Consider the following 21009-nt stretch of genomic DNA (forward strand, 5'->3'; position numbering starts at 1 on the left):
AACTTTTAACCAAATGACATACGAAGGGGTATTAACCAAAATGCAAACTGAATTTGGAGATCCAATTCAGTATTATCTTGTTTTTGAGGATAGTTTTTTGAATGTAAACCAATTATTGGGGAAACCAATGGAAATCAAATTTGTAGGTTTTCAATGTTTGAATTGTGGGAAGAAGAAAAAAATTTTTCGACAAGGTTTTTGTTACGATTGTTTTTATTCGAGTCCTGCTGTTGGGGATTGGATTATGAAACCCGAGTTGAGTACAGCCCATTTAGGAATTGCAGATCGTGATTTGGCCTACGAAGAAAAAGTACAATTACAACCACATATTGTGTATTTGGCTTTGTCAAGCGAAGTAAAAGTGGGGGTTACCCGAAAAACACAAATGCCAACCCGATGGATTGATCAAGGTGCGAGTCAGGCAATTTCGATTGTTGAGGTACCCAATCGTTATTTGGCGGGGATTACAGAGGTCGCTTTGAAAAATCATTATGCTGATAAAACGAATTGGCGAAAAATGTTGACCAATACTTTTGAACCTATTGATTTGATTGCAGAGCGATTGAAAGTAGAACATTTAATTCCAACTGAGGTTCAGGAGTATTTTTACAATCAGAAAATTGATTTATACGAAATGCACTATCCTGTTTTAGACTATCCAACTAAGGTATCTAGTTTGAGCCTAGACAAAACCCCTAATTTTCAAGGGAAACTTATAGGAATCAAAGGGCAATACCTGCTTTTTGAAGGAGGGATAGTTTTTAATATTCGAGGTTCAGAAGGCTATGTTGTGAAAATTGAGATATAAAAAAAAGCTTCCATTGGAAGCTTTTTATTTATTGAATACTAATCTCAAATGGCATTCTAGCCTGAATTCCTTTGTAATTTTGAATTCGTTTGATTTGTTCCATCACTCTATAGTTTTCTTCTCCAATTTCTTCTTTGATTAGGCGTTCTTTGCTTTTTGCAAAAGGCAAATTTTCTAAGAAATCATCAAAATTTTTCTTGTATTCTGGATAGTTTTGAGTGTTATAGGCTGTAATTTTCGCCAAGCGTGCTGCTTCTTTAATGGCGTCATCTAATCCTCCAATTTTGTCTACCAATCCAATTTTGATAGCATCAGAACCTGTCCAAACGCGACCCTGCGCAATAGCATCGACTTGGGTAAAAGTCATTTTTCGTCCTTGAGCTACATGAGCAACAAATGTCCTGTAAATTTGTTCTACCCCTTCGGTTGTTACCGCTTTGAATTTTTCGTCTATTGGCGCAAACGGATTGTAATTTTCTGAGTTTTCGTGTGTTTTTACTTGTTCAGAGTGAATACCCATTTTAGTAGTCAATCCACTAAAATTAGGCAGTATACCAAAAACACCTATAGATCCGGTAATAGTGTTGTTTTCTGCAAAAATTTTACTCGCATTACAAGCAATATAGTATCCTCCTGAAGCGGCATAATTCCCCATAGAGACTACAACAGGTTTTACTTTTTTAGTCAGTTCAATTTCTCTCCAAATTAAATCAGATGTTAAGGCATTTCCCCCTGGACTGTCAATGCGAAGTACAATTGCTTTCACATCATCGTTATTTCTAGCTTCGTTGATAGAACGGCGCATTGCACCTTCTCCGATGATATTGACATCGCCTTCTCCGCTCTGGATTTCGCCTTGAGCATAAATGATGGCGATTTCGTTTTTAGTATCAGAAGGAATCGATGTGGTAGCGATTTTTCGAGCATAATCTGCAATAGAAACGCTTTCATAATCGTCTTTAGCATCGACTTTTAGCATTTTTTTGATGGCGTTGTGGTACACATCTTCATAGGCAACTATATCTACTAATTTTTGCGATTTAGCCATTTCTGGAGTTCGTGCCAAAAGACCGTTGGCAATTTCATTTAATTTTTGAACGGATATATTTCTACTTTTGGCAATGTCAGTAACGACTGAATTCCAAATCGAATTGAGTAAAGCTGTTGTTTGTTCTCTATTGGCATCACTCATTTTATTTTCAAGGAAAGGTTCTACGGCACTTTTGTATTTTCCGTGACGAATGACTTCCATTTTAATGCCTGTTTTGTCCTGAAAATCTTTGAAGAAAAGCAAGTCTGAAGACAATCCTTTGAAATCTAAATCTCCCACTGGGTTCAGATAAATGGTATTGGCAACCGAATTTAAGTAGTATTCTTTTTGCGAATAGGTATTGGCGTATGCCAAAACAAATTTCCCAGATGATTTAAAATCTTCTAATGCATCTCTAACTGCTTTGCTTTGTGCCATTCCAAGAGAAGAATGATTGTTTAAAATTGAAATTCCTTTGATGTTGGTGTCAGTTTTAGCGGCTTCAATCGCACTAATGACATCTGTCAAGCCGATGTGTTTTTTATCTGAAAAAGCCGTTACCCATGGGTCGGAATATTTACCTGCGTAATCGTTTTGAATTTCTTCTAGATTCAATTCGATAATTGAATTTTCTTTCACATCAATACTTTCTTCTTCGCCACCAAAAATAGCTCCGATGATAATTATTCCAAAAAAGAATAACATAGTGAAAACAAAAATACCCACGATGGTTGCCAAAACATTTCCTAAAAATTTCATAATAATCTATTTTTCTAAATAAGTAGTTTGTGGTGTTAAAATGTTACATCGTATTTCATTTGAATTGAAATTTAGTTATTAACACCTCACACAAATATAACATTCTTTTAGTTAATTTGCAGCTAATATGAAATCACAACATCAGGTCGTTTTATCTATAGGAACTAATCAAGGGAATCGTTTGGAAAATATCGAAAGATGTTTGCAATTGATTCATCAAGAGGTGGCTACGGTTATCAAAGTTTCTAAAGTGTATGAGGCCCCTTCTTGGGGATTTGATAGTGATGCTTTTTATAATGCGGCTATTTTGATACATACTTTTGATTCGGCTGATGTTATTTTAGAAAAAGCATTGCGAATTGAAAAGCAGATGGGTCGTGTAAGAAGCGAAGGCTTGGGGTATCAATCGCGTAGCATTGATATTGATGTGATTACTTTTGATACTGAAATCATAAGCTCAGATCAATTGGAGATTCCTCATCCATTGATGCAAGAACGGATTTTTGTTTTAAAACCAATGATGGATTTGAATTTGGAATGGATTCATCCTGTTTTAAACCAATCGGTTCTGGAATTACTCGAATCGTGTCAGGATGAAAGTGATTGCGTAGCAGTTCAAAATTTAGAAAGTCCGTTGCGTAAAATTGCTTTGGAACAGTTTAATTATGTGGCTTTTGAAGGCAATATTGGGGCGGGAAAAACTACTTTGGCTACTAAAATAGCCGAAGATTTTAATGCCAAATCTGTTTTGGAACGCTTTGCTGACAACCCATTTTTACCTAAATTTTATAAAGATCAAAATCGGTATGCTTTCCCTTTAGAAATGTCATTTTTAGCCGATAGGTACAAACAATTGTCAGATGATTTGTCTCAATTTGATTTGTTTAAAGACTTTATTGTTGCCGATTATCATATTTTCAAATCCTTGATTTTTGCTAAAATTACTTTGGCAGATGATGAATACCGCTTGTATAGCAATCTGTTTCATATTATTTACAAGGAAATGCCTAAGCCTGATTTGTATGTGTATTTGTACCAAAATTCTGAGCGTTTGTTGCACAATATTAAAAAACGTGGCAGAAGCTACGAACAAGAAATCCCAGCCGAATATTTAGACAAAATCAATACGGGTTACTTGGATTATATCAAATCACAAACGGATTTGAATATTTTAATTATTGATGTTTCTGATCGCGATTTTGTAAAAAACCATGAAGATTATTTGTTTATTTTAGGTGAAATCCAAAATAAGATAAATTCGTAATAACTTATCTTTTCAAACTAAAATGTCCTCTTTTTTCGGGAGCAGTGGCATCCATTTTAAAGACATACCAATAGTCGGAAGCGGGTAATTCTTGTCCGTTAAAAGTACCGTCCCAACCAATGCTGTTTGGACTTAATTCTTTGACTAGTTTGCCATATCGATCATAAATGCTAATTGTTGCATCTGGATAGTTTACTACCCCTTCTATATTCCAAAAGTCATTAAAGTTGTCATTATTAGGCGTAAAAAATTTAGGAGTTTTGATTACTACATAATTTTCAGATACGGTATTGCAATTCCCTATTTCTCTTACGTACGCAGTTTGTATTCCAGCAGGAGAGTCTGCAAATACATTCGATGATTGATAGTTTATGTTATCAATTGAATATTCATACAAAGCGGAGGGATTTCCTAATCGAATAGTTACTGCTGTATCGTCTGTTGTGATTGATTCTATTTTTGGAGCGGGGTTTTCAACTACTGTTATCGTTTTTCTGACGGTACAACTTTCGGGAGCAGCACGTGTAATATCTACTGTGTATACTCCAGGTTTGCTGATTTCAATGGTTTGTTTTCTTTCCCCAGTTGACCATAGATAACTCATGCCAATTTCTGAAATTTTAGCATCAATAGTTAATTTTTTTGAGGTGCAGATTACTACTTTTTCATCAGGTATAATCGGGGGTGAATAGACTACTATTTCGACGGGTTCTTTTGAACCGGTGGTACAATTATGATTGACCGCTTCTATATAATAAGTTGTATTAGCTGAAATTACTCGATAAATAGATGTTCCAATTGAAACGAGATTATTCCCATCAGGATCGTCATACCAGTATATTGTACCTTCAGAAGTATTCGCTTCAAGAAATACATATCCAGCTCCACACATGGTGAATCGAGAATAGTTAGTTGTTATTTCAGGAATAGTATAAATGGTAGCGTTGATTGGTGTTCTAGTAGAATAATCGTGGCAAGAAGAGTATTCAGTGTCTATATAGTATGTTGTGCTTTTGTTAATAGTTGGTGTTGTAAAGGAAGTACCCATTCCAATAGGACTACCTCCAGTTTCGTTTTCGAACCAATTAATTGTTCCTAAGTTTGATGTAGCTTGCAATATTAGGTTTCCACTGCCACATCGATTTGATTCGGTTATTGTAGTAATTTGAGGAATGATTATCGACGTGCTAGTTGCAATGTTAATTTCAGGGTCTCCTGGCATACCTCCATATTCTACAATATACCCATTGGCTTGTTGTGAGCCATTAATGGATTCGCCATTATAATTCAAATCATTCCAAGAACCTATTGTGCCTTTTCCATCATTTTCTATAATGATTGCGTAATCTTCATCTTCCTTGAATAAATTATAGATATTGTCGGGTTCGTAAAAGGGAATTCCATTGTACCAATTATAACTACTTCGGTTCCAATTGGCATAATTGTCTGAATGTCCTATAGCTCTAGGATTTGAAATATAAAGTCCCATGACTGGTGTTGACTGTAAATTATAAAAAAACATAGTTCCTTTTTCTGGCCCCGTCATCCATTTCCAAATACCTTCTTCTCCAATATCAGATCCTCCAATCCATCCTCCACCCTTTACTGTTTGTTGTGTAGCGGCTAATTGATTTTCATCTGCTGTTAATATGGTGGCTAAATATCCCTTTAAACCATGGTAGGTTCGTTTGTCTGCTAAGTCATTTGCTTTTCCCCAATCGATACCTAAATCAGGTGCTTTTCCAATTGTTGGTACAAATTCATAAAAATGTTGGTTGGAAGGTAAAAAACTTAATTTATCTGTACTAATTGAAAAAGTTCTATTCCCCGTTGGTTTGTTAGATGAATTGGTGTAAAAAACAGATTTAATTGCAGTTATGAAATCAGTATAAGGAATGAGTTCTCCTTCATTTTTACTTGTAAGTGTTAGTCGTCCAGTAATTTTATCCCAATTCGAATTAATTTTAGGGTGAGAACCATTCAAAGTTAAAATATCTTGTGAGTCAACATATCCTGTTGAAATTTGAATATAGATCGCATCTGTAACGGTTTTTGATGGGTCTGTAATTGTAATATCGGTTACAATAGGCAAAGAAGCATGTGTGCAATATACTTGACTTCCAGTTGCTTTAATCGTTGGAAGTGTTTCGGTTGTTGATATTGTATTTTTTTTGAATAAGGAAGTATAAGGGGCTAAAATTGTATCATTTATTGTTGTAAAAAACAATGTTCTATGATGTGATAAGGAAATTATTGCGTATGTAATGTGAGTGCTTAATAATAAGACGATTAGTGTTATTTTTATAAAAACTACATTTTTCATAATGTAAAAGTGGTGATTTTCATATCAATAAAACACTTTGCAATCTAAATTTAAATAAAAGTAGTTAAATATTATCTTTTTAAACTGAAATGTCCTCTTTTTTCGGGAGCAGTGGCATCCATTTTAAAGACATACCAATAGTCGGAAGCGGGTAATTCTTGTCCGTTAAAAGTACCGTCCCAACCTAAACTCGTGGGTCTTAATTCCTTTAGTAATTTTCCGTATCTATCAAAAATTCGCAGTTCAGCATTAGGATAGGAAATCATCCCTTTTACAGTCCAGAAGTCATTATAACTATCGTTATTTGGGGTGAAAAATTTCGGAATACTTAAGACGGTAATTTCTTTTGAAACCACACCACATCCATTTTTATCATTGACAAAAATTTCGTGAATTCCTCCTGGAACATTAGAAAAGAAATTAGAATCTTGCCAAAGTCCGTTTAAATAGTCCATGCTATATTCATAATCACCGGGTCCTGCGGTATTGATTGTAACGGTATTACTATCCACTAAATCTACAATGTCTATTGAAGTAATAGTAGTAATATTGGAAGCAGTAACTTGTATGGAACGAGTTCTACTACACCCAGATTGATTGGTTACTCCCACAGTATAGTTCCCTTCCGAATTGACACCTAAAGTCGGAGTTGTTATATTTAGAATAGCTCCGTCTTTCTTCCAGTTGTAATTGAAATTAGCCGCTGAAGAGTTGTCAAGAAAACCTGCATCTAATGTTACAAAAAAAGTAGGAATATTGGAACAAATTAATTGGGTTGAGTTCAACTCAATATTTGGAATTCGATGAACAATAAAAGGGATTGTTGTAGTTGCTGAACAATTGGTATTAATTGGGTTTTCTACTACTACAGTTACATTTTGTGTTGCTGTTATAAATGGATTGGGTAGCGGACTTGGTAAAAGAATATTATTTTGATCGTAGTATTTAACAGCCATTCCAGTTTGTCCGGCAAGAATTGTGGTTTCAAATGCAGAGGTATCAAATCCATATTTCCCATCTTGATTAGCGGGGTCAACTTCATCATCACATACAGTGGTTAGATTGGTAGAAATTGTAGTTGCGGTTGGGATGGCATCTACATAAAATGAAATACTAGTTTCGTCAAAACAATGTTGCGGAGAAGTATTGGTAACAATTGCTTTTATGGTTTGTGCGGTACTAGAAAAAGTGGCCGGGAAAGGGCTTGAAATTAATATTCCATTAGCGTCTTTTAAGGGGTTATTATTTTGATCTACATAACGCACACTAACATTAGATTGCCCGTTTAAAAGAGTAGATTCTAGTATTGTGGTGTTAAACGCTACTATTCCATTGTAATTAGTGTCGCATGCTCTTGGTATAATTACATGATTTGCAATAGGAAGTGCTTCAACATTTAGACGGATGTAAGGGCCAATGCCAACACAAGAATTTGCTATATTAGTTTCTATACGGACCCAGATATCTTGTGCATTAGGATAACCAATATTTCTATAGTTAGCACTATCTGCTATGGGATTGAGTTGCGATAATGCATCCGTTTGGTTTTTATAATAATTAATAGTATAGGTTTGATTTGTTGGTAATTGCGCTAAAATTACTCCTCTAGTGGAAGAAAAATCAAATGTGGCAATACCGTCTCTATTGTTGTTATTGGCGGTGCTATTGCCATTAGTATCTAAAAAATCATCACAAATTGTAAATTCGAAGTTTGAAGATGGATGAAAATTAGTAGTAGGTACAATTAATGTTATTTGGGCAACAGCACTACATCCTGTAACCGAATTAAAAACTCTTACCCCGATAGGCATTGAGGTAGGTGTGGTGTTTTCAAACGCAAATTGATTTGGAATTACATCAGCTACTGAATTGTTATTAATTGCACCAGCCAATGTAGTATAATAGGCAAAAGATTCGTTTGCATAATTTGACGAAATTAAATCATTGTTCACGGTTAAATTAAAAACAGTTTTACCATCAGAAATTAAATCAGTATCACATTGTGTAATTGATGTGTTCTGAACTATAGGTAATGGATTTATTGTTGCTGTAACTAAGGTTCTATTAGTTGGGCAGCCTGTACTAACATAATAATTGGTAGTTGTAGTCAGATTGGGTGTAGTAAAGCTGTTACCCGTTGCTAATGGTGTGCCTCCTGTAGCAGTAGTATACCATTCTATTGCGCCGTATGAAGCTGTAGCACCCAGAGTGACAGACCCTGCTCCGCAATTTGAACCAGGATTAGTCGTTGTTATTTGTCCACCAATTGAAATTGTTGTACTCGCAGAAAGCTGTAATGTTGGGTCTCCGGGCATGCCTCCATATTCTACTATATAGCCCTTAGGTTGGTAGGAACCACTAGAAGCACCTGTGTTGGATAAGTCATTCCAAGATCCAGGAGTCCCAACTCCAGGGGCTGTAATATGTGCATAGTCCTCATCTCCAGATTGATTCGGTTCTCCTGTATTCCAAAACGCAAAATTAGGGCTAGAACCATTTGCTGTTCCTCTCCAAAAAACTGTCCCTGCTTCAGGTCCAGTTGCCCATTTCCATACTCCTTCAACTCCTTCATCTGTCCCTCCAATCCATCCAGTTCCGGGAGCTTGTTTACCCGCTAATTGCGCTTCATCTAATGCGGTTAAGGTGGCTAAATACCCTTGTAGACCATAAAATGTCTTTAAAGCTGCAGCCGCTTTCGCATTTGTCCATGTAATTCCTAAATTGGGAACATATTCATAATAGTGGCCATTGCTTGGCAGATAATTGGCAAGACCATTACCCAATGAAATGGAAAAATTTCGTGTACCCGATGGGTTGGGATTTGAACTATAAAAAACAACATCTTTAATTGCTGCTTCAAATTCGGAATAATTGACTTGAACTCCCACTGTAGGACTTGAAAGAGTTAATTTTCCTTCTACAGCGTTCCAAGATGAAGTTAAAGTTGGATGGGAAGTCACATTAGATAATAGCAATTGGTCTTCTCCAATAACATATCCTGAAGCAATTTGAATATAAACGGCATCAGTAGTTAATTCAGAAGGATCGTGCGAAATAGTTACAGTTGAAACGATTTTGGTTTGTGAAAGCGGACAATACGAAAAATTTCCAGTTGCTGTAATTGAGGGTGCTGTAGTAACTATCGATTTTTGGGTAGGTGGATCAATAGGAATATGCTTTGAAAATCCCAATTGGGTTCCAAATAAAAGGATAAGCATTAAGAAGAGTGGGGTACATTTTTTCTTCATGCTATAAATATAGTTTTTTCAGCTGAATAGCCGAATTTATTTTGCAAAATGTAATTTTTTAAACAAATCCCAAACTACGATACCAGCACTCACAGAAATATTGAGAGAGTGTTTAGTGCCTAATTGCGGTATCTCAATAGCGCCATCACAAAGCGCTACGGCTTCTTGGGCTACACCAAAAACTTCATTGCCAAAAACTAGTGCATATTTTTGATTATTTTCTACTTCAAAATCTTGAAGAAAAATAGCACTCTCCACTTGTTCGATGGCAAAAGTTTGGATGTTTTCGGTTTTTAGTTTTTTGATAACTTCTAGAACATTTTCTGCATGTTCCCAAGTTACAGTTTCAGTAGCGCCTAGGGCTGTTTTGTGAATTTCTTTATTGGGAGGTGTGGCAGTGATACCACACAAATAGATTTTTTCAATTAAAAACGCATCTGCCGTTCTAAATACAGATCCAATGTTGTGTAAACTACGAATATCATCCAAAATCAAAATCAAAGGTGTTTTTTCAGATTGTTTGAAATCTTCGATTGATTTTCTATCGAGTTCGCTATTTTCGAGTTTTCTCATTTTTTAGTTTGAAGTAAATAGGTAAAAAAAAAGCTTCCGTAACTATTAGGAAGCTTTTATGATATATTTGGAAATATAATTAGCTTTTTGCAGGAGCATCAGCCAATACAGTTCCTTTGATAGTCAACACTTTTGTTGGTTGTCCTGCTGCATTTGAACTAACAGTAACAGTTTTTGTAAAAGGACCTACTCTGTCAGTAGCATATTTTACACCAATAATTCCTTTAGCACCTGGAGCGATTGGCTCTTTTGGAGTGGTAGGCACTGTACATCCACAAGATCCTTGTGTGTTAGTGATGATTAATGGTGCGTTCCCATTATTAGTAAAAACAAATTCACGTTTTCCGTCAGCATTGTGCGCAATAGTTCCGTAATCGATAGTTTCAGTTACAAATACCATCCCTGCACCTTCTACTTTAGCAGCTTTTGAAGTCGCTTTTTTAGTTTCTTGTGCGTTAGAAGCTACAGATCCTAAAACTAATAAAGCTAAAACAATTATTTTTTTCATGATTTACTTAAATTAAAATTTGAAACACAAATCTATATAAAAAAACAGAAACTAAATCTTAAATTTCCCTTAAAAATAGATAAAATTTTAAAACAGTTCTTTATTCGCTATAAAATCTATAAATTCGCTCACATATTTTAATCGATTAAAAAAAACAAATTGGCAGCTAAAGAGAAAGTAGTAAAGGAAACTCCTTTGATGAAACAATACAACGAAATTAAGGCAAAATATCCTGATGCTTGTTTGTTGTTTCGTGTAGGGGATTTTTACGAAACATTTGGAGAAGACGCAATTAGAGCTTCTAAAATTTTAGGAATTGTATTGACTAAAAGAGGTGCAGGATCTGAAACAGAAACAGCTTTGGCTGGTTTTCCGCACCATTCATTAAATACCTATTTGCCTAAACTAGTTAAAGCAGGTTTGCGTGTTGCTATTTGTGATCAATTGGAAGATCCAAAAATGACTAAGACTATTGTGAAACGTGGCGTAACGGAATTGGTTACACCTGGGGTCTCAATGAATGATGAAGTTTTACAATCTAAAGTCAATAATTTTTTAGCCTCGATTTATTTTGCCAATAAAAATATAGGAATCTCGTTTTTAGATGTGTCAACGGGTGAGTTTTTAACCGCTCAAGGTAATGCAGAATACATTGACAAACTGCTTCAGAATTTTAATCCGAGTGAGGTTTTGGTTCCAAAGAACAGTAAAAACGATTTTAAGGCTGCTTTTGGAGAAGATTATCACAGCTTTTATTTGGAAGATTGGTTGTACAAAGAAGATTATGCCTTTGAAACTTTAACGAAGCATTTTCAGACGGTTTCCTTGAAAGGTTTTGGAATTGAAGAATTGAAAGAAGGGGTTATCGCTGCTGGAGCCATTTTGTATTATTTATCCGAGACGCAACACAATAAAGTGCAGCATATTACCTCTATTCAGCGTATTGCTGAAGATGCTTACGTTTGGATGGACCGATTTACTATTCGCAATCTAGAATTGTATCATAGCTATAATCCTAATGCGGTTACCCTTTTAGATGTTATTGATAGAACGTTGTCTCCAATGGGAGGACGCTTGCTTAAGCGTTGGTTGGCTTTGCCCTTAAAAGATGCTACTAAAATACAAAGTCGTCATCAGGTGGTGGCCTATTTGAAAGAAAACCAAGAAATTTTAAAAAATACACAACATCAAATCAAGCAGATTTCCGATTTGGAACGTTTGATTTCGAAAATTGCGACCGGAAAAGTATCTCCACGCGAAGTAGTCTATTTAAAAGAGTCTTTAGATGCCATATTGCCAATTAAATCGTTGGCTTTACAAAGTCCACAAGAAGCAATGAAAGTGATTGGCGATAGTTTGCATAGCTGTGATTTATTGCGCGAAAAAATTAAAACTACCTTAAATCAAGAAGCGCCTGTGGCAATTGCCAAAGGAAATGCGATTGCTACAGGTGTGAATGCTGAGTTAGATGAATTACGCGCGATTTCTACTTCAGGGAAAGAGTTTTTGGAAGGAATTGAAAGAAGGGAATCAGAAAGAACGGGAATTTCATCATTGAAAATTTCGTTTAATAATGTTTTTGGATATTATATCGAAGTAAGGAATACGCACAAAGATAAAGTCCCTGAAGAATGGATTCGTAAACAAACTTTGGTGAATGCAGAGCGTTATATTACTGAGGAGTTAAAGGAATACGAAACTAAGATTTTAGGTGCTGAAGAGAAAATACATAAAATAGAATCTGAATTATTTGAGCAATTAGTGCATTGGATTGCTACGTACATCAAACCCGTTCAGATGAATGCTAATTTGATAGCACAATTGGATTGTTTGTGTTCGTTTACCCAATTAGCTATTGAAAATAAATACGTTTGCCCTGAAATTGATGATAGTTTCGAATTAGAAATCAAAGAAGGCAGGCACCCTGTTATCGAAAAGCAATTGCCTGTTGGCACCCCTTATATTTCAAATGATGTGTTCTTAGATAGAACAACCCAACAGCTGATTATGATTACGGGACCCAATATGTCTGGAAAATCAGCTATTTTACGTCAAACGGCTTTAATAGTACTCTTGGCTCAAATGGGAAGTTTTGTACCCGCAGAAAGCGTAAGAATGGGAATTGTAGATAAAATTTTTACTAGAGTAGGAGCAAGTGACAATATTTCGATGGGAGAATCCACTTTTATGGTCGAAATGAACGAAACGGCTTCTATTTTGAATAATATTTCAGACCGAAGTTTGGTGCTTTTGGATGAAATTGGAAGAGGAACAAGTACGTATGATGGGATTTCGATAGCTTGGGCTATTGCCGAGTTTTTGCACGAACATCCAACGCAGCCAAAAACGTTATTTGCCACACATTATCACGAATTGAATGAGATGAGTGAATCATTACCAAGGATTCAGAATTATAATGTGGCTGTCAAAGAATTGAAAGACACGGTTCTTTTCGTTAGAAAATTGGTTAAAGGAGGTAGTGCTCATAGTTTTGGTATCCATGTTGCTAAAATGGCTGGAATGCCTCAGATTGTAATTTTGAAAGCGCAAAAGCTGTTGAAGAAATTAGAAAAGAATCATTCGAACGAAGCGCTCAACGGAATCAAAGACGCTAAAGAAGAAATGCAAATGAGTTTTTTCAATTTAGACGATCCGCTATTAGAAGAAATTAAAGATGAAATCCTGAATTTAGATATTAATACGATTACCCCAATGGAAGCTTTGATGAAGCTGAATGAAATAAAAAGAATGCTGACAAAAAAATAGTTTTGATTTTAAAGTTTACGTTATCAGAAGATTACCATTTTAGGACTATTTTTTTCCAGAAAAGGCTTGTGTAATTGAATTAATGTATTAAATTTGCATCCGCAATACAGAACAAGTATCGCGATTCTTTCATAAGAATTGAAAATGCGAAAATAGCTCAGTTGGTAGAGCGCGACCTTGCCAAGGTCGAGGTCGCGGGTTCGAGCCCCGTTTTTCGCTCCAACAAGACCACATAATGCTCGGATGGTGAAATTGGTAGACACGCTGGACTTAAAATCCAGTGAACAGCAATGTTCGTGCGGGTTCAAGTCCCGCTCTGAGTACTAAAGCCTCTTCAATTGAAGAGGCTTTTTTTTGTTTTATAGAATATATAATGAATAGACTTTTTTAGTATCAGGATAAAGTATGGGAACTTTTGTAATTACAAAACGATTCAATGACGAATACAAGTTTGTATTTGCTTCTAGAAAAGGGAAAACTATTTTTACTAGTTTGAGCTATGAACTTAAATTTGAAGGAGAAGAAGATATTGAGAAATTTAAGGCCAATATTGATTTGGCTACTTTTTTAAAATTCAAATCAACTAAAGGGAAGTTCTATTTTAAGTTGCTATTAGATGGGGTTCATTTTGCAACTAGTAGAAAGTACAATACTGAATTACGACTTCAGAAAGGAATTGATGAGATTGTAAAGTATGCTGTACAATCAGATGTATTGGATTTTTCTACTAACGATGTTATTTTCTCAGATTAGAAGATAACAATTACTTAAATAGGTATAAAATAAAAAAGCCGTTACACTATGTGTACGGCTTAATTTTTTTTGCGTTGTAAGCTAATTACTTTGCAGCAGGAGCTTCAGCAGCAGGAGCAGCAGCAGAATCAACAGCTACAGCAGCAGTATCAGCAGGAGCAGCAGCAGAATCAACAGCTACAGCAGTAGTATCAGCAGCTACTTCTTCAGCAGGAGCTTCAGCTTTTTTACAAGATACAACAGTTAATACAGCAACAACAGCTAAACTTAAAAATACTTTTTTCATCTTACTTTATTATAAAAGGTTAATTATTAATTCGTGGCAAAGATATAAATTTTTTAATATGTAAAATATTTTTTCATTTTTTTTTTTTAATAATATTCGTCGTATTACTCATTTTTTTGCCCTAAAACCAATTTAGAGCATAAAATCATCAAGATAAGTCGCCTTTTATGAATAAAAAAGGAATCATTATAGTTTTAGACTTTTTCCATGATACGGTCTACAGCTCCTTTGTTTTTCTGAACAAAATCACGGCAGATGGTTCCTTTTTCAATACGGCTTTCTGTATTGGTAATTAAGTCAAGGAAATTACGACTTAATTCTTCTTTGTTTTGTATTGTAATACAACCTTTTAGGGCTACTAAATCAGTAGCTTCGGCAAAATGAGAAAAATGAGGGCCAATTAGTATTGGAATGCCGAATGTTGCGGGTTCTAAAATGTTATGTACCCCTGGATGTCCAAAACCTCCGCCTACATAAGCAATATCAGCATAGCTGTATATTTTGGTTAGTATCCCAATAGTATCAATAATAAATACATCAAAATCTTTCAGGTCTTTGTTCTCTTTTTCTGAATAGAGAAGCACTTTTTTGGCACAACTATTTTTTAGTTGTTGTATTTGATCAGGTTTGATGTTATGAGGCGCAATAATGTATTTAGTATCGGTAGTAGTATCGTTAATGAAATCGACCAATAATTCTTCGTCTTTAGGCCATGAACTTCCGGCTACGATAGTTGTTTTCCCGTTCTTAAATGTCTCAATAAAATCTAGAGTATTGTCTTTTTCTAAAATACTTGCCACTCTGTCAAATCGGGTATCTCCAGAGACAATTGCATTTTCTTTCCCTAATTGATGAAGCAAATGGAGTGCATTTTCGTTTTGAACAAAGAAATAAGTGAATGCATCTAACGCTTTTTTGTAAAATCCTCCGTACCATTTAAAAAAGGCTTGGTTTTCTCTGAAAATTCCTGAAATCAAATAGGTAGGAATGTTTTGTCGTTTAAGTTCGTTCAAATAATTGGGCCAAAATTCATATTTTATAAAGAAAACAGCATCTGGATGAGTTAGTTGAATGAATTTTTTAGCGTTTTTTAAAGTGTCTAAAGGTAAATAAACCGTAGCGTCTGCTATTGTATTGTTTTTACGCACTTCATAGCCAGAAGGAGAGAAAAAGCTAACGATGATTTTGTGGGTGGGGTATTTTTCTTTAATTCTTTCGATAACAGGTAATCCTTGTTCGTATTCTCCTAAAGACGCTGCGTGAAACCAAAACGTTTTGTCGGTAGATTTGATTTTGGTTTTTAATGTTGGAAACACCTCTTTTCTTCCTGCAACAAAAAGATTGATTTTTGGCACAAAAAAAGCGATGATTTGTAATAACAGCCCTGCTATTGAAACGATTATACTATAAATAAAAAGCATACTGGATATTTTGGTGCTAAAATACAGTTTCTTTATATTATTTTGATTGGTTAGAACTCATTAAATACCTATTTTTGTTTTTCGTTTTACGAATGGACTCACTTTATATTGGAATTTTAAATTGAAAATCTTCCAATTATTAAACAAAAAGTAAATGAAAAAAATACAAATGGTTGACTTGAAGGGTCAATACGATGCAATAAAAGAGACGGTTAATGCCTCTATCCAAGAAGTATTAGATACAAATGCTTACATCAACGGACCTCAAGTTCATTCGTTTCAAAAATCGTTGGAAGATTATTTAGGAGTGAAACACGTTATCCCATGTGCTAATGGTACTGATGCATTGCAAATTGCGATGATGGGATTAGGTTTGCAACCAGGTGATGAGGTAATTACTGCTGATTTTACTTTTGCGGCTACTGTTGAGGTCATTGCATTATTGCAATTGACACCTGTTTTGGTGGATGTTGATATGCATAATATGAATATCAGTATTGATAAAATCAAAAAAGCAATTACTCCAAAAACTAAAGCCATTGTACCCGTACATTTGTTTGGGCGTGCGGCTAATATGGAAGCGATTATGGCATTGGCCAAAGAACATAATTTGTATGTAATTGAAGATAATGCTCAGGCTATTGGGGCTAATTGTAAATTTTCGGATGGAACCAAAAAGAAAGCAGGAACAATAGGTCATGTGGGAGCGACTTCTTTCTTTCCTTCTAAAAATTTAGGTTGTTATGGAGATGGAGGAGCAATTTTTACCAATGATGACGCCTTAGCACATACGCTTCGTGGTATTGTCAATCATGGAATGTACGAAAGATACCACCATGATGTCGTAGGGGTCAATTCTCGTTTGGACAGTATTCAAGCCGCTGTGCTGAATGCTAAATTACCATTGTTAGATCAATACAATACAGCCAGACAAAACGCAGCTAGAAAATATACGGCAGCGCTTGAAGGGCATAAAAATATTATTGCACCAAGTATTTGCGATATATGCGATTGTCATGTTTTTCACCAATATACGTTGCGAATTATTGATGCCGACAGGAATGGATTAATGCAGCATTTATTGGATAAAGGAATTCCTTGTGCAATTTACTATCCAATTCCGTTGCACAGTCAAAAAGCGTATGCGGATGTGCGATATAAAGAAGAAGATTTTCCTGTAACCAATCAATTGGTGAAAGAAGTGATTTCGTTACCTATGCATACGGAATTAGATGACGAGCAAATTAAATTCATCACGGATAGTGTTTTAGAATTTTTAAACAAATAGTTATTTCTAAATTAACAAACGGGAATCAAATGAAAGTATTAGTAACAGGAGGTTTAGGTTTTATAGGTTCGCATACAGTTGTAGAGCTACAAAACGAAGGTTTTGAAGTTGTTGTGATTGATAATTTATCCAATACTTCATTAGCGGTTTTGGATGGAATCCAAGCAATAACAGGGAAAGTTCCTGCTTTTGAAAAATTGGATTTACGTGACAAAGAAAAAGTACAAGACTTTTTTAGAAGACATCAAGATATTGATGGAGTAATTCATTTTGCGGCTTCAAAAGCGGTAGGTGAAAGTGTAGAGAATCCGTTATTGTATTATGAAAATAACATCAATGCATTGGTGTATATTTTACAAGAACTGCAACAAAAACCTGCTGCCAATTTTATTTTCAGCTCTTCTTGTACCGTATATGGTCAGGCTGAAAAGATGCCAATTACCGAAGATTCATCAGTACAAACAGCCATGTCGCCGTATGGTAATACCAAACAAATTGGAGAAGAAATTATAACAGATACGACTAAAGTAACTAATATCAACGCAATTTTGTTGCGTTATTTTAACCCAATCGGATCGCATCCTTCAGCTGAAATAGGTGAATTGCCGTTAGGGGTTCCGCAGAATTTGGTTCCTTTTATCACTCAAACTGGTATTGGTTTACGTCAAGAATTATCGGTCTATGGAGATGATTATCCTACTCCAGATGGAACTGCGATTCGCGATTATATTCATGTGGTTGATTTGGCAAAAGCTCACGTTATTGCGATGCAACGTTTGTTGAATAAGAAAAATCAAGCTAAAGTTGAAACCTTTAATTTAGGGACTGGTACAGGAAGCTCTGTTTTAGAAGTAATCCGAGCTTTTGAAAAAGTAAGCGGACAAAAATTACCTTATAAAATTGTAGCGCGTAGAGAAGGAGATATTACAGAAGCCTATGCCAACACAGATAAAGCGAATAATGTTCTAGGATGGAAAGCCCAATCGACTCTGGAAGAAGCGATGGCTAGCGCCTGGAAATGGGAACAAAAAATTAGAAGATAGGCTTTTAATTTTCAAGTTCAATTAAAATAAAAAATCCCAAACGAGCAGTTTGGGATTTTTTGTACATTAGCTAAAAAAATATACCCATGGATTCCAAACAGCCTAAGTCTAAAATTAATAAAGTAGAGGAACCAAGTGTTTCTTATCCTATCTCGCCTTTAACTCAAAAAGGAATTGGTACAAAAACTTTTGATTTTGAAAAAGAAATTCAATCTGGATTATCTATTGAAACTGCAAAACAAGAGTCTGTCAAGAGGATTAGAGGATGGTGGGAGAAATAAAAGTATTTGTAAGTCCTGCCGTTGTTGATTATTTAGATACTTTAGTGTATCAATTATATAAAAAAGAATATTTTGGTTTTATTGCATCTGCGGAAGAATATGTTATATCAATATATAACGTAATTAATTCCAATATTCATTTAAACAATAAACCAACTCCAGAAAAATTACTTTATTTAGGGAGTAATTATATTTTTTTTAATCAAAATAAGAGAACCACTTGGTATATATTCTTTGAGAAAAAAGATACTACTTATTTAATAACAGGAATTTTAAATAATTACTCTGAAAAAATTAGATATTTGTAAAATGTGAATTAGATATTTTTAAAATAATATTCGGATCGGGACAATTTTTACTGTAATAATCAAGAGTTTTTGTACTGCAAACACCTAGATAATCCCCAAACTTATTTTCCATATCAATGATAATCTGAAAATGCAAATGTGGAGCATAATCTCCATTGATTGGTGGTAAACCCAAATTTCCAATTTGCTCACCCTGAGATACTGTATCACCAATTTGTTTGCCGGTTAAACTTTCTTCGCTTAAATGACCGTAAAGTGTGTGGAATGTTTGGTTTTGAATGGTATGTTCAATAATTATCGTTGGACCATAATCACCCAAAGCTGTGTTGTTTTGCAAACTATGAATTCTGCCATCTAGTGCTGCATGAACGCTAGCCGATTCATTAATCCATAGATCCAAACCAATATGAATGTTACGTTCTTCGGAATTTTTAGCATTAAAAACTGTACTTCTTTTGTATAGATTTCGAATTTCTTGGTAGCCTCCAAAAGCTATTTTTCCTTTGCTGTTATCCAAATGCTTTTGAATGAAAGCCCCATAATCCTTTGCAGTTTCTAGTTGATTAATTTCTTGGTTGGAAATAGATAAATCAAGAGGGATGTATTCTGAATATGAGATACTAGGTGCTATCACTTTTGAGGCTTTGCAAAGGGTAAGTAATTCGATTAGTGCAGTCATATCTTTTATCGTATTTTCAAAAATAAAAAATCCTCATAAAAATATATTCTATGAGGATTAATTGTATCTATAATTGTTAATTAAGCATTAGCAGTAACTGCTTCTTTGTCAATTTTACCAATTAGACCAGCTAAAACTTTTCCAGGTCCAACCTCTGTAAAGCTAGTTGCTCCATCTTGAATCATTTGTTGAACGGATTGTGTCCATTTTACAGGAGCTGTCAACTGAATGATTAGGTTTTTCTTAATCTCAGCAGGATCAGAAACAGCACTTGCCGTTACATTTTGATATACTGGACATATTGGAGTAGAGAAAGTAGTAGCCTCAATTGCTGCTGCTAGTTCTTCTCTTGCAGGTTCCATCATTGGCGAGTGAAATGCACCCCCAACAGGTAAGATTAATGCGCGTTTTGCACCTGCTTCTTTCATTTTTTCGCAAGCCAATTCTACCGCTTTGTATTCGCCAGAAATTACTAATTGCCCAGGACAATTGTAATTAGCAGCTACTACGACACCATCAATTGATGCGCAAATATCTTCTACAATTTTGTCTTCTAAATTCAATACTGCCGCCATGGTTGAAGGAGTAATCTCACAGGCTTTTTGCATCGCTAATGCACGTTGTGAAACTAATTTTAATCCGTCTTCAAAAGATAACGCTCCATTGGCAACTAAAGCAGAAAATTCTCCTAAAGAGTGACCAGCAACCATTTCTGGTTTAAAGTCGGCAAGCGTTTTTGCTAAAATAACAGAATGTAAAAAAACTGCGGGTTGCGTTACTTTAGTTTCTTTTAATTCTTCGGCCGTTCCTTCAAACATAATATCTGTAATGCGGAATCCCAAAATGGCATTCGCTTTTTCGAAAAGTTCTTTTGCCAAAGGCGAATTCTCATAAAGTTCTTTACCCATTCCGGTAAATTGTGCTCCTTGGCCTGGAAATACGTATGCTTTCATATCTTGTAAATTTGATGCAAAAATAAACTTTTTTATATAAAGGACATTTGTTATTAAACCTTTTTGCATTTTTGCATTCTAAAAGAGAGCAATCAAACTAAGATATGTTTAAAATAAGTCCATTACTATTTGTTCTTCTTGTTTCGTTTCAATTATCAGCGCAGGATAGTATTCCGAAATGGAAATTGAATTTTCAATTTGATAATCGAATCTCATCAATTAGAGACAATTCAATCGTCTTAATTGGGGCAAAGTATGGATACCAATATAAAAAATTGACTCGAATAGGAATAGGAGCGTCATTTATGTTGAAGCCTGTTGAGTTTGAATACATCAGTAAAAAGACTTCTCGTGTGGTAACTAATAAAGTCGATTTTTGGTATTTTAGTATTTATAATGATTGGATTTTGTATCACCGCCACCATTTTGAAGTTTTTGTTACAGAACAAGTTGGTTTTGGAAAACCCCGTTACGTCAGAGAATTAGGAGATGAGGTGCTGAGTAGTACAAATGTAGATCTTTATATCAACGAACTTTCAACACAAGTTAATTATAAAATTAGTCCCGTTTTTGGAGTTGGTGCAGGTATAGGGTATAGAAGTTTATTTAATAAACAATCGTTGCTTACCTCCACATTTGATGCCCCAATTTATATGGTGAAATTCATTGTTTATCCTGAAGGAGTAATTGATTTGATAAAAAAAAGCGCTAAATAGCG

At 35.0% G+C, this 21009-nt stretch carries 18 protein-coding genes and 2 tRNA genes; 11 read left to right on the forward strand and 9 right to left on the reverse strand.

The window, feature by feature from the left end; genetic code table 11:
• Window positions 1-13 precede the first annotated feature (13 nt).
• Window positions 14-808: a DUF2797 domain-containing protein gene (locus RMR09_RS08390; protein ID WP_310595348.1), complete on the forward strand. Its 795-nt coding sequence runs from the start codon at window positions 14-16 to the stop codon at window positions 806-808.
• Between the two features lie 28 nt (window positions 809-836).
• Here RMR09_RS08390 and sppA read toward each other — a convergent pair whose 3' ends face one another.
• Complete coding sequence (gene sppA, locus RMR09_RS08395) at window positions 837-2597, reverse strand: signal peptide peptidase SppA (RefSeq protein ID WP_310595349.1); 1761 nt, start codon at window positions 2595-2597, stop codon at window positions 837-839.
• A gap of 127 nt (window positions 2598-2724) precedes the next feature.
• Between sppA and folK the strand changes: the two genes are divergently transcribed.
• On the forward strand, window positions 2725-3861 hold the full coding sequence (gene folK / locus RMR09_RS08400; RefSeq protein WP_310595350.1) for a 2-amino-4-hydroxy-6-hydroxymethyldihydropteridine diphosphokinase: 1137 nt from the start codon (window positions 2725-2727) through the stop codon (window positions 3859-3861).
• 4 nt (window positions 3862-3865) lie between these two features.
• On the opposite strand, the gene RMR09_RS08405 is transcribed toward folK, so the two are convergent.
• The 4 genes from RMR09_RS08405 to RMR09_RS08420 all read right to left on the reverse strand — a co-directional run bounded on the left by RMR09_RS08405 (window position 3866) and on the right by RMR09_RS08420 (window position 10513).
• Window positions 3866-6184, reverse strand: a complete 2319-nt coding sequence (locus RMR09_RS08405) for a T9SS type B sorting domain-containing protein (RefSeq protein WP_310595351.1) — start codon at window positions 6182-6184, stop codon at window positions 3866-3868.
• A gap of 71 nt (window positions 6185-6255) precedes the next feature.
• The gene (locus tag RMR09_RS08410; RefSeq protein WP_310595352.1) at window positions 6256-9432 is read right to left on the reverse strand and encodes a T9SS type B sorting domain-containing protein; all 3177 of its coding nucleotides are present in this window, start codon (window positions 9430-9432) and stop codon (window positions 6256-6258) included.
• A 36-nt stretch (window positions 9433-9468) separates the two neighbouring features.
• Window positions 9469-10005: an RNA methyltransferase gene (locus tag RMR09_RS08415; RefSeq protein WP_310595353.1), complete on the reverse strand. Its 537-nt coding sequence runs from the start codon at window positions 10003-10005 to the stop codon at window positions 9469-9471.
• A 79-nt stretch (window positions 10006-10084) separates the two neighbouring features.
• On the reverse strand, window positions 10085-10513 hold the full coding sequence (locus RMR09_RS08420) for a DUF1573 domain-containing protein (RefSeq protein WP_310595354.1): 429 nt from the start codon (window positions 10511-10513) through the stop codon (window positions 10085-10087).
• A 159-nt stretch (window positions 10514-10672) separates the two neighbouring features.
• On the opposite strand from RMR09_RS08420, the gene mutS reads away from it, so the two are divergent.
• From mutS to RMR09_RS08440, 4 genes are all read left to right on the forward strand, one after another.
• The gene (gene mutS, locus RMR09_RS08425) at window positions 10673-13279 is read left to right on the forward strand and encodes a DNA mismatch repair protein MutS (protein WP_310595355.1); all 2607 of its coding nucleotides are present in this window, start codon (window positions 10673-10675) and stop codon (window positions 13277-13279) included.
• A 146-nt stretch (window positions 13280-13425) separates the two neighbouring features.
• Window positions 13426-13501 (forward strand) — tRNA-Gly (locus RMR09_RS08430).
• A gap of 15 nt (window positions 13502-13516) precedes the next feature.
• A tRNA-Leu gene (locus RMR09_RS08435) sits at window positions 13517-13602 on the forward strand.
• 82 nt (window positions 13603-13684) lie between these two features.
• Window positions 13685-14032, forward strand: coding sequence for a DUF1508 domain-containing protein (locus tag RMR09_RS08440; protein WP_310595356.1), 348 nt, complete (start codon window positions 13685-13687; stop codon window positions 14030-14032).
• A gap of 85 nt (window positions 14033-14117) precedes the next feature.
• Here the strand turns inward: RMR09_RS08440 and RMR09_RS08445 are convergent, their stop codons facing one another.
• Together RMR09_RS08445 and RMR09_RS08450 are read right to left on the reverse strand one after the other, a co-directional pair.
• Window positions 14118-14318 (reverse strand): hypothetical protein, encoded by a 201-nt coding sequence (locus RMR09_RS08445; protein WP_310595357.1) that lies wholly within the window; start codon window positions 14316-14318, stop codon window positions 14118-14120.
• Window positions 14319-14512: 194 nt separating this feature from the next.
• The gene (locus RMR09_RS08450; RefSeq protein WP_310595358.1) at window positions 14513-15739 is read right to left on the reverse strand and encodes a glycosyltransferase N-terminal domain-containing protein; all 1227 of its coding nucleotides are present in this window, start codon (window positions 15737-15739) and stop codon (window positions 14513-14515) included.
• 154 nt (window positions 15740-15893) lie between these two features.
• Here RMR09_RS08450 and RMR09_RS08455 point away from each other — a divergent pair, with 154 nt between their 5' ends.
• The 4 genes from RMR09_RS08455 (at window position 15894) to RMR09_RS08470 (ending at window position 18659) form a co-directional block, all read left to right on the forward strand.
• Entirely contained in the window at window positions 15894-17027 is a 1134-nt protein-coding gene (locus tag RMR09_RS08455) for a DegT/DnrJ/EryC1/StrS family aminotransferase (RefSeq protein ID WP_310595359.1), read from the forward strand.
• Window positions 17028-17056: 29 nt separating this feature from the next.
• A complete protein-coding gene (gene galE / locus RMR09_RS08460; protein WP_310595360.1) occupies window positions 17057-18070 on the forward strand; it encodes a UDP-glucose 4-epimerase GalE in 1014 nt (337 codons plus the stop codon).
• A gap of 86 nt (window positions 18071-18156) precedes the next feature.
• Window positions 18157-18351 carry a hypothetical protein gene (locus RMR09_RS08465; protein WP_310595361.1) on the forward strand — a complete coding sequence of 65 codons (195 nt, stop codon included), beginning with the start codon at window positions 18157-18159 and terminating at the stop codon, window positions 18349-18351.
• Window positions 18336-18659, forward strand: a complete 324-nt coding sequence (locus tag RMR09_RS08470) for a hypothetical protein (protein WP_310595362.1) — start codon at window positions 18336-18338, stop codon at window positions 18657-18659. Before RMR09_RS08465 ends, RMR09_RS08470 begins: the two co-directional genes overlap by 16 nt.
• Here RMR09_RS08470 and RMR09_RS08475 read toward each other — a convergent pair.
• Together RMR09_RS08475 and fabD are read right to left on the reverse strand one after the other, a co-directional pair.
• Window positions 18646-19338, reverse strand: a complete 693-nt coding sequence (locus RMR09_RS08475) for a peptidoglycan DD-metalloendopeptidase family protein (protein ID WP_310595363.1) — start codon at window positions 19336-19338, stop codon at window positions 18646-18648. The genes RMR09_RS08470 and RMR09_RS08475 overlap by 14 nt on opposite strands.
• Window positions 19339-19418: 80 nt before the next feature.
• A complete protein-coding gene (fabD, locus tag RMR09_RS08480) occupies window positions 19419-20291 on the reverse strand; it encodes an ACP S-malonyltransferase (RefSeq protein WP_310595364.1) in 873 nt (290 codons plus the stop codon).
• Window positions 20292-20395: 104 nt separating this feature from the next.
• Here fabD and RMR09_RS08485 point away from each other — a divergent pair, with 104 nt between their 5' ends.
• Window positions 20396-21007 carry a hypothetical protein gene (locus RMR09_RS08485; RefSeq protein WP_310595365.1) on the forward strand — a complete coding sequence of 204 codons (612 nt, stop codon included), beginning with the start codon at window positions 20396-20398 and terminating at the stop codon, window positions 21005-21007.
• The last annotated feature ends 2 nt before the right edge of the window (window positions 21008-21009 follow it).

It is taken from the genome of Flavobacterium sp. (assembly GCF_031537875.1).
Lineage (GTDB): Bacteria > Bacteroidota > Bacteroidia > Flavobacteriales > Flavobacteriaceae > Flavobacterium.

Excerpts from the sequence above, each read along its gene's own strand:
- RMR09_RS08390 (WP_310595348.1), top strand. The coding sequence starts at position 14 with ATGACATACGAAGGGGTATTAACCAAAATGCAAACTGAATTTGGAGAT.
- sppA (WP_310595349.1), bottom strand. The coding sequence starts at position 2,597 with ATGAAATTTTTAGGAAATGTTTTGGCAACCATCGTGGGTATTTTTGTT.
- folK (WP_310595350.1), top strand. The coding sequence starts at position 2,725 with ATGAAATCACAACATCAGGTCGTTTTATCTATAGGAACTAATCAAGGG.
- RMR09_RS08405 (WP_310595351.1), bottom strand. The coding sequence starts at position 6,184 with ATGAAAAATGTAGTTTTTATAAAAATAACACTAATCGTCTTATTATTA.
- RMR09_RS08410 (WP_310595352.1), bottom strand. The coding sequence starts at position 9,432 with ATGAAGAAAAAATGTACCCCACTCTTCTTAATGCTTATCCTTTTATTT.
- RMR09_RS08415 (WP_310595353.1), bottom strand. The coding sequence starts at position 10,005 with ATGAGAAAACTCGAAAATAGCGAACTCGATAGAAAATCAATCGAAGAT.
- RMR09_RS08420 (WP_310595354.1), bottom strand. The coding sequence starts at position 10,513 with ATGAAAAAAATAATTGTTTTAGCTTTATTAGTTTTAGGATCTGTAGCT.
- RMR09_RS08440 (WP_310595356.1), top strand. The coding sequence starts at position 13,685 with ATGGGAACTTTTGTAATTACAAAACGATTCAATGACGAATACAAGTTT.
- RMR09_RS08445 (WP_310595357.1), bottom strand. The coding sequence starts at position 14,318 with ATGAAAAAAGTATTTTTAAGTTTAGCTGTTGTTGCTGTATTAACTGTT.
- RMR09_RS08450 (WP_310595358.1), bottom strand. The coding sequence starts at position 15,739 with ATGCTTTTTATTTATAGTATAATCGTTTCAATAGCAGGGCTGTTATTA.
- RMR09_RS08455 (WP_310595359.1), top strand. The coding sequence starts at position 15,894 with ATGAAAAAAATACAAATGGTTGACTTGAAGGGTCAATACGATGCAATA.
- galE (WP_310595360.1), top strand. The coding sequence starts at position 17,057 with ATGAAAGTATTAGTAACAGGAGGTTTAGGTTTTATAGGTTCGCATACA.
- RMR09_RS08465 (WP_310595361.1), top strand. The coding sequence starts at position 18,157 with ATGGATTCCAAACAGCCTAAGTCTAAAATTAATAAAGTAGAGGAACCA.
- RMR09_RS08470 (WP_310595362.1), top strand. The coding sequence starts at position 18,336 with ATGGTGGGAGAAATAAAAGTATTTGTAAGTCCTGCCGTTGTTGATTAT.
- RMR09_RS08475 (WP_310595363.1), bottom strand. The coding sequence starts at position 19,338 with ATGACTGCACTAATCGAATTACTTACCCTTTGCAAAGCCTCAAAAGTG.
- fabD (WP_310595364.1), bottom strand. The coding sequence starts at position 20,291 with ATGAAAGCATACGTATTTCCAGGCCAAGGAGCACAATTTACCGGAATG.
- RMR09_RS08485 (WP_310595365.1), top strand. The coding sequence starts at position 20,396 with ATGTTTAAAATAAGTCCATTACTATTTGTTCTTCTTGTTTCGTTTCAA.